Annotated in this window: 17 protein-coding genes; 12 read left to right on the top strand and 5 right to left on the bottom strand. The window is 55.0% G+C overall.

Annotation, left to right across the window (positions count from 1 at the left end):
• Positions 1-62: 62 nt before the first annotated feature.
• On the bottom strand, positions 63-509 hold the full coding sequence (locus tag MFLA_RS00145) for an FxsA family protein (protein ID WP_048811457.1): 447 nt from the start codon (positions 507-509) through the stop codon (positions 63-65).
• On the opposite strand from MFLA_RS00145, the gene cutA reads away from it, so the two are divergent.
• From cutA to pqqA, 9 genes are all read left to right on the top strand, one after another.
• Entirely contained in the window at positions 508-855 is a 348-nt protein-coding gene (cutA, locus tag MFLA_RS00140; protein WP_011478397.1) for a divalent-cation tolerance protein CutA, read from the top strand. The genes MFLA_RS00145 and cutA overlap by 2 nt on opposite strands.
• Positions 852-2,723 carry a protein-disulfide reductase DsbD gene (dsbD, locus tag MFLA_RS00135; RefSeq protein WP_011478396.1) on the top strand — a complete coding sequence of 624 codons (1,872 nt, stop codon included), beginning with the start codon at positions 852-854 and terminating at the stop codon, positions 2,721-2,723. The genes cutA and dsbD overlap by 4 nt, the downstream gene beginning before the upstream one ends.
• Positions 2,707-3,264, top strand: coding sequence for a TlpA family protein disulfide reductase (locus MFLA_RS00130; RefSeq protein ID WP_011478395.1), 558 nt, complete (start codon positions 2,707-2,709; stop codon positions 3,262-3,264). Before dsbD ends, MFLA_RS00130 begins: the two co-directional genes overlap by 17 nt.
• Before the next feature lie 129 nt (positions 3,265-3,393).
• On the top strand, positions 3,394-3,852 hold the full coding sequence (gene aroQ, locus MFLA_RS00125) for a type II 3-dehydroquinate dehydratase (protein ID WP_011478394.1): 459 nt from the start codon (positions 3,394-3,396) through the stop codon (positions 3,850-3,852).
• A 32-nt stretch (positions 3,853-3,884) separates the two neighbouring features.
• A complete protein-coding gene (gene accB, locus MFLA_RS00120) occupies positions 3,885-4,340 on the top strand; it encodes an acetyl-CoA carboxylase biotin carboxyl carrier protein (RefSeq protein ID WP_011478393.1) in 456 nt (151 codons plus the stop codon).
• A gap of 11 nt (positions 4,341-4,351) precedes the next feature.
• Positions 4,352-5,701 (top strand): acetyl-CoA carboxylase biotin carboxylase subunit, encoded by a 1,350-nt coding sequence (accC, locus tag MFLA_RS00115; protein ID WP_011478392.1) that lies wholly within the window; start codon positions 4,352-4,354, stop codon positions 5,699-5,701.
• A complete protein-coding gene (gene prmA / locus MFLA_RS00110; RefSeq protein WP_011478391.1) occupies positions 5,701-6,588 on the top strand; it encodes a 50S ribosomal protein L11 methyltransferase in 888 nt (295 codons plus the stop codon). Before accC ends, prmA begins: the two co-directional genes overlap by 1 nt.
• Before the next feature lie 9 nt (positions 6,589-6,597).
• Complete coding sequence (locus tag MFLA_RS00105) at positions 6,598-7,596, top strand: zinc-ribbon and DUF3426 domain-containing protein (RefSeq protein WP_011478390.1); 999 nt, start codon at positions 6,598-6,600, stop codon at positions 7,594-7,596.
• Between the two features lie 222 nt (positions 7,597-7,818).
• Positions 7,819-7,890, top strand: a complete 72-nt coding sequence (gene pqqA, locus MFLA_RS14980) for a pyrroloquinoline quinone precursor peptide PqqA (protein ID WP_081774944.1) — start codon at positions 7,819-7,821, stop codon at positions 7,888-7,890.
• Positions 7,891-8,010: 120 nt separating this feature from the next.
• Here the strand turns inward: pqqA and MFLA_RS00100 are convergent, their stop codons facing one another.
• On the bottom strand, positions 8,011-8,919 hold the full coding sequence (locus MFLA_RS00100) for a hydrogen peroxide-inducible genes activator (RefSeq protein WP_048811455.1): 909 nt from the start codon (positions 8,917-8,919) through the stop codon (positions 8,011-8,013).
• Positions 8,920-9,061: 142 nt separating this feature from the next.
• Between MFLA_RS00100 and MFLA_RS00095 the strand changes: the two genes are divergently transcribed.
• Complete coding sequence (locus MFLA_RS00095) at positions 9,062-10,258, top strand: HPP family protein (protein WP_229407074.1); 1,197 nt, start codon at positions 9,062-9,064, stop codon at positions 10,256-10,258.
• On the opposite strand, the gene MFLA_RS00090 is transcribed toward MFLA_RS00095, so the two are convergent.
• Entirely contained in the window at positions 10,232-11,482 is a 1,251-nt protein-coding gene (locus MFLA_RS00090; protein WP_011478386.1) for a mechanosensitive ion channel family protein, read from the bottom strand. The two genes, MFLA_RS00095 and MFLA_RS00090, sit on opposite strands and share 27 nt — an antisense overlap.
• 652 nt (positions 11,483-12,134) lie before the next feature.
• On the opposite strand from MFLA_RS00090, the gene MFLA_RS14205 reads away from it, so the two are divergent.
• Entirely contained in the window at positions 12,135-12,281 is a 147-nt protein-coding gene (locus tag MFLA_RS14205) for a DUF3096 domain-containing protein (protein ID WP_011478385.1), read from the top strand.
• A 206-nt stretch (positions 12,282-12,487) separates the two neighbouring features.
• Positions 12,488-12,760, top strand: a complete 273-nt coding sequence (locus MFLA_RS00085; protein ID WP_011478384.1) for an HU family DNA-binding protein — start codon at positions 12,488-12,490, stop codon at positions 12,758-12,760.
• 121 nt (positions 12,761-12,881) lie between these two features.
• Here MFLA_RS00085 and MFLA_RS00080 read toward each other — a convergent pair whose 3' ends face one another.
• A complete protein-coding gene (locus tag MFLA_RS00080) occupies positions 12,882-13,343 on the bottom strand; it encodes a GNAT family N-acetyltransferase (protein WP_011478383.1) in 462 nt (153 codons plus the stop codon).
• The gene (locus tag MFLA_RS00075) at positions 13,333-13,698 is read right to left on the bottom strand and encodes a hypothetical protein (RefSeq protein ID WP_048811454.1); all 366 of its coding nucleotides are present in this window, start codon (positions 13,696-13,698) and stop codon (positions 13,333-13,335) included. Before MFLA_RS00075 ends, MFLA_RS00080 begins: the two co-directional genes overlap by 11 nt.
• Between the last annotated feature and the right edge of the window lie 64 nt (positions 13,699-13,762).

The following is a 13,762-nucleotide window of genomic DNA, read 5'->3' as shown; positions in this document are numbered from 1 at the left end:
AGATATCCCCGACTTATGCACAGCCCCAACAGGCCGGAAAAATCCGCAAGTCTAGCATAGCGCTAATCCTCGCGCCGGTACTCCCCTTCGATCACATCACCCCGGCCCGGGGGCCTGTGTGTCTCCTGACGTTGACTCTGGCTACTGGTTTCACGTGAAACGATATCATCATTGGCGGCTTCGTGAAGCTTGCTCCCGCCAGGCAGCAGGAGCAGGACGACGGCAATGGCGTCACTGATTACCCCCGGCATGATGAGCAGCATGCCTGCCAGCATATTCTTCGCGCTGCCGAAAATGGCACGCAGCGGAGTGCCGCCAGCCTGCAAGGTTTGCACCATACGCCCCATCATCATGAGCTTTTCGTCCTGGATGAGTCGCCATCCCAGCATGCCCACTAATATCAAATAGGCCAGCACCAGCCAGCCATACCTTGCTGCCAACTCCACCAACACCCATACCTCAGCAATCGGGAATGCGAGTAAAATCAGCAAGAGGAAAAGAAAACGCATGAAAAATCAATCTCCAATCATAGAAAACAGCGACGCCATCCTGGTACTGACCAACCTGCCAGACCAGCATAGTGCCGCAAACATTGCGCGTGAGCTCATCAGCCGGAAACTGGCTGCCTGCGTCAACCTGCTCGCCCCGTGCCAGTCGGTTTATCAGTGGCAGGGCAAGATGGAAACCGCAACGGAAATACCCTTGCTCATCAAAACCACCAGCCTGCGCTACCCCCAGCTAGAGCAAGTCATTCGTGAGCTGCATCCATACGAACTTCCCGAGATCATCCATGTCCCAGTCACGGGCGGTTTGCCTGCCTATCTTACATGGCTACACGAGGAAACCCGGGATTGAAATCTGCATTACCGCGCCAGCTGGCTTGCATGCTGACATCCATCCTGCTGCTCTTCACGATGCCGCTCACAACCAGCATCGTGCAGGCCGCACCCGGCAGTCAGTTAAGCGACTGGCTGAATCAGGGACGCAATGCATTCCTGGGAACCGATACCGATCATATTCTGCCACCAGAGCAAGCTTTCAAGCTCCAGGTCGAATTCATTGACGCCAGCCGACTACAGGCAGCATTCAAGATAGCGCCCGGGCATTACCTATACAAGGACAGAATCAAGTTCGAGCTGGAGCCTGCCGGGCATAGTGTCAGTGATCTCAACCTGCCGCAAGGCGAATGGAAACAGGATCCCACCTTTGGTCGCACCGAAGTGTTCCACCGCGACTTTACCGCAGATATGCGCATGACGCCTGCCGCCACCTTGAGCAGTAACCTCATCCTCAAGGCCACCTATCAAGGCTGCAGTGAAAAAGGCCTGTGCTACCCGCCTGTGCATCAGACCATTGCGCTGGACTCCCTGCTTGCGACCACGCATGCCGGCCCAGGTTCCATTCCAGCACCACAGGCTGAGCATGATCGTGCTGCCAGCCTGCTCGCAAGTGGTCAATTCTGGCTGATTGTCGCGGGTTTTTTCGGGTTCGGCCTATTGCTATCGCTCACCCCATGCGTGCTTCCCATGATCCCTATCCTTTCCGGCATCATCGTCGGCAGCCAACGCAAACATCGCTTATATGCTTTCTGGCTTTCCCTGGCATATACATTGGGCATGGCATTGAGCTATACCGCCGCAGGCGTAGCTGCCGGGCTTTCCGGGCAGCTGCTGAGCGCGACCTTGCAGAATGCCTGGGTACTGGGCGCAAGTGCACTGGTGTTCATCTTGTTGGCCCTTTCCATGTTCGGCCTGTACGAGCTGAAATTGCCGGCCATGCTCGAGCACCGCTTGGTGAATGCCAGCAACCGTCTGCCGGGGGGCCACCTGATCGGTGTATTTGCCATGGGCGTGCTTTCCGCACTGATTGTGAGTCCCTGCGTCGCGGCTCCGCTGGCGGGCGCCCTGCTTTACGTCGGGCAGACGCAGGATGTTGCCCTAGGCGCCACTGCCTTGTTTGCCTTATCCATGGGCATGGGTATGCCACTCCTATTGGTGGGGGCATCGGCGGGAGCCGTCTTGCCCAAGGCCGGGCCGTGGATGATCGCGATACGCCAGGCGTTTGGCGTCTTCATGCTGGCTGTCGCCCTCTGGATTGTATCCCCACTGCTGCCCACCAGCCTCCAGCTCTTGCTCTGGGCTGCGCTGCTCATCGTGCCGGCCATTTTCATGCGTGCGCTCGACCGTCTCCACGAGGCTGCCACGGCCTGGCAACGTTTCTGGAAGGGGATTGCCATCATCATGCTGCTGGCGGGCGCCACCTTGGTCATTGGTGCAGCCTCGGGCGCCAAGTCTCCCCTGCAGCCGTTGGAAAGACTGGCACTGGGCCAGGCTGGCCCCGACACCAGCCTGCCGTTCCAGCGCATCAAGCAGGTAAGCGACCTGGAGCAAGCACTAAGCCAGCATCCAGGCAAGCCGGTGTTGCTGGATTTTTACGCCGACTGGTGCGCCGCTTGCAAGGAAATGGAGCACTTCACCTTCCGCGATGCCGATGTACGCGCCCACTTGCAGGCATTCGTCCTCCTGCAGGCAGATGTGACTGTCAATGATGCCGAAGACCAGGCGCTGCTCAAGCATTTCGGCCTGTTTGGTCCGCCCGGCATCATTTTCTTTGACGGAAAAGGGCAGGAAATGACGCATCACCGGGTCATCGGCTATCAAAACAGCAATCAATTCCTCCAGACATTGAATAGGGTAAAATCGGCCAATGACACGATCCAATAAGAAGGGCTTGAGCAAGCGCGGATTTTTCATGTTGGCATTGGCGCTGGCAGCCTCCATCCTGCTTATCCAGCAATATGCCAGCAAACCTCGCTTGGCACATCCCGTCGAGACATTTGCCTCCACCACGCCATTCTTTGCCGCTCATGCATCGGATCTCCAGGGCATGGAGCAGCCGTTATCACAGTGGCAGGGACAGCTACTGATCGTGAATTTCTGGGCGACCTGGTGCGCACCCTGTCGCGAGGAAATGCCAGAGCTCGCGGAGCTGGCACGTGAGTACGCGGGCAAGCTGGTCGTACTTGGCATCTCCCTGGATAGCGTGGAGAAAATGCAGGTTTTTGCCCAAGACACGCCCGTACCCTATCCTTTATTGTCCGCAGAGGATGAAGGTATGACTCTCAGTGCTTCGCTCGGTAACCTGAATAGTGTGGTTCCACATACCGTGATCATCGGTCCCGATGGTAAAATCCTCAAGAGTTATTTTGGTCGTGTCACCAAGGTGCTTTTGCTAGAAACATTGCAGCCCGCACTTGATTCATGAGCCAAATTCCCAAGCTGAACAATATCGAGCAATTTCGCTAAATTTCGTCAATTCTCTAGACAAAATACCCCAAATTACGGCAAACTTGCAGCCATCAAAGTTGCATGGCGGCCAAAACCGCCCCCATTCATGGCCCAACCCTCCTCCAACACCGTACTGGTATTACACGGACCCAACCTCAATCTGCTGGGATTGCGTGAACCCACCCATTACGGTTCGGACACACTGGAAAGCATTAACCACCAGCTCAAGCATCATGCTGACAGCGCGGGGATCGCCATTGAAACCTTCCAGAGCAACCATGAAGCGGCATTGATGGAAAAAATCCATGCACTGGCGCATGCCCCAGTGGATTTCATCATCATCAATCCGGCAGCTTTCACCCATACTTCCGTGGCTTTGCGCGATGCATTGTCCGCGGTAAAAATCCCATTCATTGAAGTCCATCTTTCCAATATCTACGCACGCGAATCCTTCAGGCATCATTCGTATTTCTCCGACCTGGCAGTCGGCGTGATCAGCGGCCTGGGCGCACGTGGATATTTAATGGCGCTGGACTACGCCATCCACCACATTAGCCGTGCCTGACCGGCACCCTTTACACTTCTTAGAGGTTAACCATGGATTTACGCAAACTGAAAAAACTGATCGACCTGGTCGAAGAGTCCGGCATATCCGAGCTGGAACTCACCGAAGGCGAGGAGAAAGTGCGCATTTCGCGCCACCTGCCCAACAACCAGGCGCCAGTCCAATTTGCCCAGCCTTACATTGCCGCGCCTGCCGCTCCCCAGGCAGCCCCTGCCGCACCAGCTGCCGAGGCCGCCACTGCTCCTGCTATCGAAGGCCATGTGGTGAAATCGCCCATGGTAGGCACTTTCTATCGTGCGCCATCTCCAGATGCCAAGGCGTTTGTTGATGTCGGCAGTACCGTCAACGCCGGCGACACCCTCTGCATCATCGAGGCGATGAAGCTCCTCAATGAAATCGAGGCAGACAAGGCCGGCGTGATCAAGGCAATTCTGGTCGAGAACGGCCAGCCCGTTGAATATGGTGAACCGCTGTTCATCATCGGTTAGGAAATATCCTCATGTTCGATAAAGTCCTTATTGCCAACCGTGGCGAGATTGCGCTGCGCATTCAGCGTGCCTGCCGAGAGCTTGGCATCAAAACGGTCGCCGTCCACTCAGAGGCTGACCGCGAAGCCAAGTACGTCAAGCTTGCCGACGAATCCGTATGCATCGGCCCAGCGCCTTCCAGCCAAAGCTATCTCAACATTCCTGCCGTCATCAGTGCAGCTGAGGTCACGGATGCGGAAGCCATCCATCCTGGCTATGGTTTTCTCTCCGAAAATGCCGATTTTGCAGAACGCGTAGAGCAGAGCGGCTTCACATTCATCGGTCCGCGCGCCGAGACCATCCGCCTCATGGGCGATAAAGTCAGTGCCAAGGACACCATGAAAGCCGCAGGAGTGCCCTGCGTTCCCGGCTCCGAAGGGGCCTTGGGCGACGATAACGATGAAATCCTGCGTATCGCCAAGGATATTGGTTATCCCGTCATCATCAAGGCAGCCGGTGGTGGTGGTGGCCGCGGCATGCGTGTGGTGCATACAGAAGCCGCACTGCTCAACGCCGTCAGCATGACCAAGGCGGAAGCCCAGGCCGCATTCGGCAACCCCATGGTCTACATGGAGAAGTTCCTTGAACAGCCGCGCCATATCGAGATCCAGATACTGGCAGACCAGCATGGCAACGCCATATACCTGGGTGAACGCGACTGCTCAATGCAACGCCGCCACCAAAAGGTGCTGGAGGAGGCGCCTGCTTTCGGCATCTCGCCGCAATTGCGCGAGAAGATCGGCACCGCCTGTGCCGAGGCCTGCAAACGCATCAACTACCGCGGCGCCGGCACTTTCGAATTCCTTTACGAAAACGGCGAGTTTTATTTCATCGAAATGAACACGCGCGTGCAGGTAGAGCATCCCGTCACGGAAATGGTCACCGGCATTGATATCGTCCAGCAACAAATTCTGATTGCAGCCAATAAAAAGCTCGGCATCAAGCAGAAGGATGTCAAGATCACCGGCCACTCGATCGAGTGTCGTATCAATGCGGAAGACCCTTTCAACTTCGTGCCGTCTCCCGGCCGCATCACGACCTTTCATATGCCCGGCGGCCCCGGCATCCGCGTCGACACCCATGCGTATCAAGGCTATATGGTGCCACCCAACTACGACTCCATGATCGGCAAACTGATCGCCTATGGCGACACGCGTGAACAGGCCATTGCACGCATGCAGATCGCCTTATCGGAAATGGTGATCGAAGGCATCAAAACCAATGTGGCCCTGCACAAGGAACTGCTTGCCGATACAGCATTCCATCAAGGCGGCACCAGCATCCACTATCTGGAACAAAAACTGGGTATAGCAAGTAAGTAATGGCCTGGATTTCACTCAGAATAGACGCCCGGGATGACAACGCCGAGCTCCTCAGCGACACCCTGATGGAGCTCGGCGCACTCTCTGCAAGCATAGAGGATGCCAATGCCGAAACACCGGACGAACAGCCAATTTTCGGCGAACCGGGCGACCCACCTCCTGGCATCTGGCAGCAGAATGTCGTCACTGCACTACTGGATGAGAGCGCAGACCTGGACTCCCTGCTGGAGGAACTGAGTGCTGCCACAGGCATTACCGATTTCCGTTACAGCACGGAAACGATTGCCGAACAGGACTGGGTGCGCGCGACCCAGTCGCAATTCGAGCCCATCCGTATCCGGGATGATTTATGGATCGTGCCTTCCTGGCATGATGCACCTAACCCGGATGGCCTCAACATTGTGCTGGATCCCGGCCTGGCGTTTGGCACTGGCAGCCACCCGACCACCCACTTATGCCTCAGCTGGCTTGCCGACACAGTGAAGCCGGACACGAGTGTGCTGGATTACGGCTGCGGTTCCGGCATTCTCGCCATCGCAGCACGAAAACTGGGGGCCGGCAAGGTCGTCGGCGTAGACATTGATGCTCAGGCCATTCAATCCAGCGTCTACAACGCGGACCAGAACCAGGTGGATGCCAGCTTCTATCTGGCCAGCGACCTGCCTGGCGGACAGTTTGACATCGTCGTGGCCAACATCCTTTCCAGTGCCCTTTCCGTCCTTGCGCCGGCATTGGCGCGGGCCGCACGATCCGGCGGCAGGATTGCACTTTCTGGCATCCTTCGCGAACAAGCCGATCAGGTCAGTGCCATTTACCAGGAATGGTTCGAGATGGATGCGCCGGTGTTCATGGATAGCTGGGTGCTGCTCACAGGAAGCAGAAGGTGAACACCTGATATGCGGCTAGTGACCTCCTGCCCAGCGTGCGACACCCGGTTCCACGTCAAGCCGGAACAACTGGCGGCCCATGGCGGCGACCTGCGTTGCGGTCAATGCCAGCATCTCTTCAATGCCGGCTCGCGGATTTACGAGATTCTGGAGCCACAAACCCTGGCACCCTTGCCGCCCAGCGACGCAAGCGAGGAACCCTTTTCCGATCACATACCACCTGAGGCGGAAGAGGCAAGCCCTGCCCTGCCTCCGGCGACGCACTTCATCTCCGGCGACACAGATAGCGAAACAGCGGATTCACCAGCGCCAGAAGAGATCACGCCGATCGAGGAACCAACAACTATTCCTGAAGTAGAGCCGACAGGTACTATTGAAATCGACCACGGGGAATCGATAGATACTGAAACAGAGCCAAGCACCGCATCCAGCGAACATCACGCAGAAGAGCAGATTGCGGAAGCTCCTGACACTGATGGGCAGCCCGTCGCCGCCAGCTTTCTCACCCCGGAAAAACCGGCGCGTCAACGACGTGTCTCCCTCTGGCTGACGGTGCCAATCAGCCTGCTGCTCCTGCTGATGCTATTTGGGCAATCCATCTATTTCTTCCGTACCCAGCTGGCAGGATACTGGCCGTCGAGCCGGCCGGCTCTGGAATCTGCCTGCCAGTGGCTAGGATGCACGGTATCATTGCCACGCAATGCAGAAATGCTGGCGCTCGACGACTCCGATTTGCAAGAGGATTTCGAGCATCCCGACGTCATCCAGCTTTCGACCAAGCTAATCAACAACGCCAACTACGCCCAGGCGTACCCCATGCTAGAACTGACGCTGACGGACGACGAGGACCAGCCCAAGCTACGCCGCATATTCAGCCCAGAGGAATACCTGCCCTCTGGCCTGGATATCCAGGCAGGCCTGCCCGCCCACGGCGAAATCCAGATCAACCTGGCATTCTCCACCAGCGGCGAAACTGTTTCAGGCTACCGCGTATTTGTCACTTACTGATGCCGCGGTTGTTCAAGGGCGCCTCTATATTGTGGCTGTATAACATGCATACTTGGTTTTTCGAGCCCATTCTCCCTCCGACTTTGCACATACTAATGAAAATCATGAGGCGCAGATCATGATGCTGCGCATGGCATGAGCAAGCTCGGGCTATATGATGGGAACCATGGATTGCGCGGTACTGATTGTGCAGCCTCTACCCACCTTAAAAGGAGATTGATCATGTGGACCAAGCCAGAAGTCACCGAAATGCGTTTTGGTTTTGAAGTAACAATGTACGTCTGCAACCGCTAAGCTGTTGCTCATCTCCGTACGTAAGGGGCCGCCAGGCCCCTTTTGCTTTTTCCATTTCCGCACCGGCTGTTACTGCTCTTGACCACGCAGCCATGTCTGCCGTGCCTCGAATGCTCAATGTCAGAATGCTGTGATGGCTTGCAAGCAAGGTGACTGCAGGGCTCTGATTGCCTGCAACAGGCAGTCGATGGCTTTTTCCCGGGTATACCCTTTGCGCCAGGCCAAGGCTATGCGGCGCGTAGGGACCGGATCCGCAAATGGAATCGTCCTGATCAGCGGGTTCTGGTAGCGTCCTGCAGCCGCACTGCATGGCAAGACAGTGATCCCCAAGTTGGAAGCCACCATATTGCGGATGGTTTCAAGGGAGTTTCCTTGGAGCACCTCACCGTGACGCGAGAGTTCCGGACAGGCCAGCACTACCTGGTTGCTGAAACAATGGCCGCTGTTTAACAACAAGACTTTCTCATCAGCCAATTCTTCCGCACGAATCTCCTTGCGCTCCGCCCAAGGATGAATATCTGGTACGGCCACGACAAAACTTTCATCGTACAAGGGTTCGCAGCGTACGCCCGGAACATCGAAAGGCAAGGCAATGATCGCAGCATCAATCACCCGATTGCGCAATTGCGTCTCCAGGTTGGCAGTCAGGTTTTCTTCCACTTCCAGGGGCATTTCCGGTGCGAGGCGCCGCAGGGCGGGAATAATCTCGGGCAACAAGTAAGGCCCTGTGGAGTAAATCACCCCTAGCTTAAACGGTCCAGCAAGCTGGTTATTGCCCATGCGCGCAATTTCCTTGATGCGGTCAGACTCTTCCAAGGTGCGGATTGCCTGAGCAATGATCTGTTCTCCAATCGGTGTCGTCGCTACATCCCTGTGGCTGCGTTCGAAAATGGTGACACCCAGCTCCTCTTCCAGTTTTTTCACTGCCAAGCTCAGGGCCGGCTGGCTCACAAAGCATTTCTCTGCAGCACGCCTGAAATTGCGTTCTTTCGCCACTGCCACAATAAACTTCAATTCACTTAATGTCATATTGTCATGATAGTTACTATTAATCGACCTAAAACAGTTAATAAGCGGGTGATATATCTTATCAAAAAAAACCATCATCCCCATTCCGGATCATTCCTGCGATTTGATGATAGATTCTCTTGTTTTACATAAGGTCCTGCTTGTGTCTGCCACACTCAACTGGCTCAAAGGCTTCAAACCGCAACAAAACCCGGTCAACCATCAGGAGAAATTTCGCGCCTGCCTGGGCGCCCTGCTCGGCATGTTGGCAAGCGGTTTCCTGAGCGCCTGGCTACTGGGCGCAGAAAGCCTGCCGTTCCTGATGGCTCCGCTGGGGGCGTCGGCGGTATTGCTCTATGCCGTCCCAGCAAGCCCACTGGCTCAACCCTGGTCTCTCATCGGCGGCAACCTGCTTTCAGCGTTGGTAGGCGTCGCCAGCCTGCATTGGATAGCCAGCATTCCCATAGCAGCAGCAGTCGCTGTATCAGTTGCCATCGGTGTCATGTTCGTATTGCGCTGCCTGCATCCACCTGGGGGAGCCGTGGCGCTGACTGCCGTATTGTCGGGATCTCTGGCGTTGGAACATACTGCTTACTTCATGCTGCTCGTCGCGATTAATTCAGGCGTATTGTTGGTGGTTGCCCTGGTCTACAACAATGCTAGCCGCCGGCGCTACCCCCATCAGTCCAGGCCCGAAACGACACACCAGACCAAAGATATGCGTCCGGCCCACCGCGTAGGCTTCACCACCGCAGACGTAGATACCGTGCTCAGGGAATATAACCAGGTACTGGATATTGCACGGGTCGATCTGGAAAACCTTATGCTGCGCACTGAGATGCAGGCCTACAAGCGGCGTTTTGGAGAAATCACCTGTGGCGACATCATGTCGCGGGATGTGGTCAGCGTGGAATATGGCACGCTTCTGGAGGAGGCCTGGCCGTTATTGCTTAACCACCATATCAAGGCATTGCCGGTGATAGACCGCGCGCACCGCGTCATCGGCATCATCACCCGTTTTGATTTCATGAAGCATGCCAACCTAGAAGCTTACCCCGGGTTTGAGGAAAAACTCAGGAAATTCATCCGCCGCACCTTCCTGGTCGAGACAGACAAGCCGGAGGTGGTAGGGCAGATCATGACCAGCAAAGTCCTCACTGTCAGCGAGGACACACATATCGTGCAGCTTGTCCCACTGTTGTCCGAACGTGGCATCCACCATGTGCCAGTATTGGATCACGAACGCCGACTGGTCGGCATCGTGACCCAGACCGATTTGATTGCCGCGCTCTACCGCGGACGATTGGAAGAAACAGGAGCGCTGGGCTCCGACTCAACTGTCTCCGGATCGAGCGGGTGATGGACGCAAAGCCTGGAAATCCGCTCCGCTCGGATTCTGGAATACACGCAAGCCAAACTCCGGCAGGATCGCCAACAAATGGTCGAAGATATCAGCCTGGATAGCCTCGTACTGCACCCATACCGTCGTATTGGTAAAACACCATATTTCCAGCGGGATGCCCTCGGCTGACAAGTTCTGCTGGCGTACGACCATGGTCATGTTCTGGTTTACACGCGGGTGGTTTTTCAAATATTGTTCGACATAGGCACGGAATGTGCCGATATTGGTCACGCGGCGCGTATTGATCGGCTGCTTGCCCTTCTCTCCCAACGCCCTGTTCCACTCATCCAGCTCATCCTGCTTCTTTTTCAAATAATCATCCAGCAGACTGAATTGGCGCAAATGCGCCAATTCTTCATTGGTCAGGAAATGAATACTGTTCTGATCGATGAAAATACTGCGCTTGATGCGGCGCCCCCCGGACTCGAACATGCCACGCCAGTTCTTGAACGAATCGGTGATAAAGCGCTTGGTGGGAATTGTCGTGATGGTCTTATCCCAGTTCTGCACCTTGACCGTATGCAGCGCAATATCGATCACATCCCCATCCGCATTGAGCTGCGGCATCTCCACCCAGTCACCCACGCGGATAATGTCATTGGAAGTAATCTGCACGCTGGCCACCAGCGACAAGAGGGTATCCTGGAAAATCAGCATGAGCACCGCTGCCATGGCGCCGATACCGGATAACAGAATCACGGGGGAACGATCCATCAGCGTCGCGACCACCAAGATGGCTGCAATGATATAGATCACCAGCTTCACCACCTGCACATACCCCTTGATCGGCTTGCGGTGGGCGTCTGGCCGCTGTTGCCAGACATCATTCACAATATCCAGCATGCCAGCAATTGCCAGGCCTATCGTCAGTACAATGAAACCATGCGCCACATTGCGCACTACCGTCACCAGCGCTTCCGGCAGCCCAGGAATCCAGGCGATGCCCACCGAAATGATCAAGGCAGGGACGATATTCGAGAGCCTAGCGACCACGCGGCTTCTTGCAATAGCCTGTCCAACATTGGCAGAACGTAACACCTTGTGCAAACCGCGCACCAGGATATGTTTGACGATCCAGTTCGCAACCCAGGCGCCTGCGATCAACAGCACAACGCACATCAGGCTGTACACTTCCTGATGGCCTTGCAGCCACCCTATAAAATTATTCCAATCTTCTGTCATCGTTCTCTTTCCTACCTGTTGCAACACGTGTGGCTGAGACTTGACCAACCACTGCGATCATTCCCGCTGCACAAAAGCAAAAGCACCAATAGCCTTGCAAAGCAAGGATCGGCAACAAATGGATGAGCTCGGGAATAGCTTCTTTAGTACGCGAGGGATGGAATAGGTTCAGAAAAATTATCTATTGCCCCATTGGACTTTGGCTTCAATTACCTTGATCTTGTTTAATCCACGGCTGGGCAGACACCGTAACACTGGGTCAACAGCATGCCTCGCCACAGGGGACAGATATAACACGGCTGACTCAGCTTGCACCGGGCTATGTCGAGTGAGGATAGGCAATTGTATTTCTCCGCATACCAGATCAAGTGGCCTATTCCATTACATCATCTTAATTTCCGGCATCAGGTTTTGTCTGGCATTGTCCTACAGCAAGATCAGCTTCTGCCCGATGTGCTACGTGACAGCTGAGTTATATGATGAAGACTCAATCTTGAAGGAGAAGCACCATGAAGTTTCTGATCAAAGCAGCTGTCCTGACTTATGTTGTCAAGCGCCTGGCAAAATCCTATCTGAAAAAGGCTTAATCCAAGAGGGAGTTCGCGCTCCCTTTTTCATGCATCGTCCCTGATCCATTCACAAAGGAATCATCATGGATTTCCAACTCAGCCTGGCCCCGCTTGTTTCCCTGATTGCCGGTATCTTGATTCTCGTCATCCCGCGCCTGCTCAATTACATCGTGGCGCTCTACCTGATCATTATCGGTATCCTCGGATTGACAGGGACTAATGCCCTGTAATGCTTGAAAACCTTCGGAAATGTCTCCAGGTGGGGACATTCCGGGCTTGAGATGGAAAAATTTGCTGGATTCCGCGCCAAAAGGGGTTTCATTGGGCACGGGTTGTGATATTTTCTCCCCTGTTACTACTTAACCTGGTAACGAGGCGAAGTATCAGCCTTACCAAAATTAGCTTGATAACCCAATAACACAAGGACTGGACAAATATGAACAAGACAGAACTGATCGAAGAAATCGCCAAGGAAGCGGGAATTTCCAAGGCTGCTGCTGGTAAAGCTGTTGATGCATTCACTGCATCCGTTACTGCAGCCCTGAAGAGTGGCGATACAGTAACATTGATCGGCTTCGGTACTTTTGGCGTTTCCGAGCGTGCTGCCCGCACTGGCCGCAATCCTCAAACCGGTAAGGAAATCAAGATTGCTGCGCGTAAGGCTCCTAGCTTCAAGGCCGGCAAGGCGTTGAAGGATGCATTGAACTAAAAGTTGCCTAGTCCCGATGGGCAATAAAAAACGCCAGTTGATACTGGCGTTTTTTATTGCCCGAAGACATCAATGACACAGGCACACAGCACCAGCCATGTTCCAGAGGAGGCGGAGAGGCTCAATGGCCCAGCAACTTCTCAAAGCAGCAGCTCACAGGATTGCCGATATAAGGGCCAAAGGGAGCAATAGGCCGGTAGCCCAGGCTTTGGTACAAGGACAGTGCAGGTGCCTGCAGATTTCCAGTCTCGACCAAGAGGCGCTTGATTCCGAACTGCGATGCTTGCCGCTCCAACTCAGCGAGCAGGCGTTTCGCCAGGCCATGTCTGCGTGCCGATGGCTCAATGAACAACCGCTTGATCTCTGCCGCCTCTGTTCCCCAGGGCAGCAGGGCGACACATCCCAATGGCCGGGCTCCGGCACGCGCAACCAACGCCAGGGATGGCTGTAGAGGAGATGATCTGGGCATGCCAGGGTAGATCTGCAAGAGCTCCTGCTCCAGCTTTTGCATCAAGCACCGCATTTCATCGCCATTGAAGTCGCATATTTCGACCACGACCTCACCCGGCAGACTATTCTTCATCCTGGTCCGGGGAATGGTGTTCAACGTCTTCGTACACCGACTCTGCCATCGGCAGCAGTACTTCGTGCAAAGCCTGTTCGGTCATGACACTATATTGGTGTAGCGCGGTCAAAGCTGGATCGGGTTCCAGCGCCTGTAGCAAAGGCTCGTAATCGTCGCCCGAGACGCCGAAATGGTCGTCGCTGCCCACAGGCTTGCTGTAGGTCAATGAATATTGCCGTTGGCGTAACTCCAGGTCGAATCTGATATTAAAATAGGCAGTGGCAGCGTCATTCTCCCGTGATTCGCCGTAATCGATATCGAGAAGAATGGCGCTTACTCCCTGGATGCTGATGGCTTTGCCGTGTTGCGTCACTACAGTTTCCTTAATGCATTGAATCCAGCATTGTACTGGTTTTGAACCACGATATGACTCGTCA

Origin of the sequence: Methylobacillus flagellatus KT (genome assembly GCF_000013705.1) — a bacterium.
GTDB lineage: Bacteria > Pseudomonadota > Gammaproteobacteria > Burkholderiales > Methylophilaceae > Methylobacillus > Methylobacillus flagellatus.
This window is presented reverse-complemented; position numbering and strand designations above follow the sequence as displayed.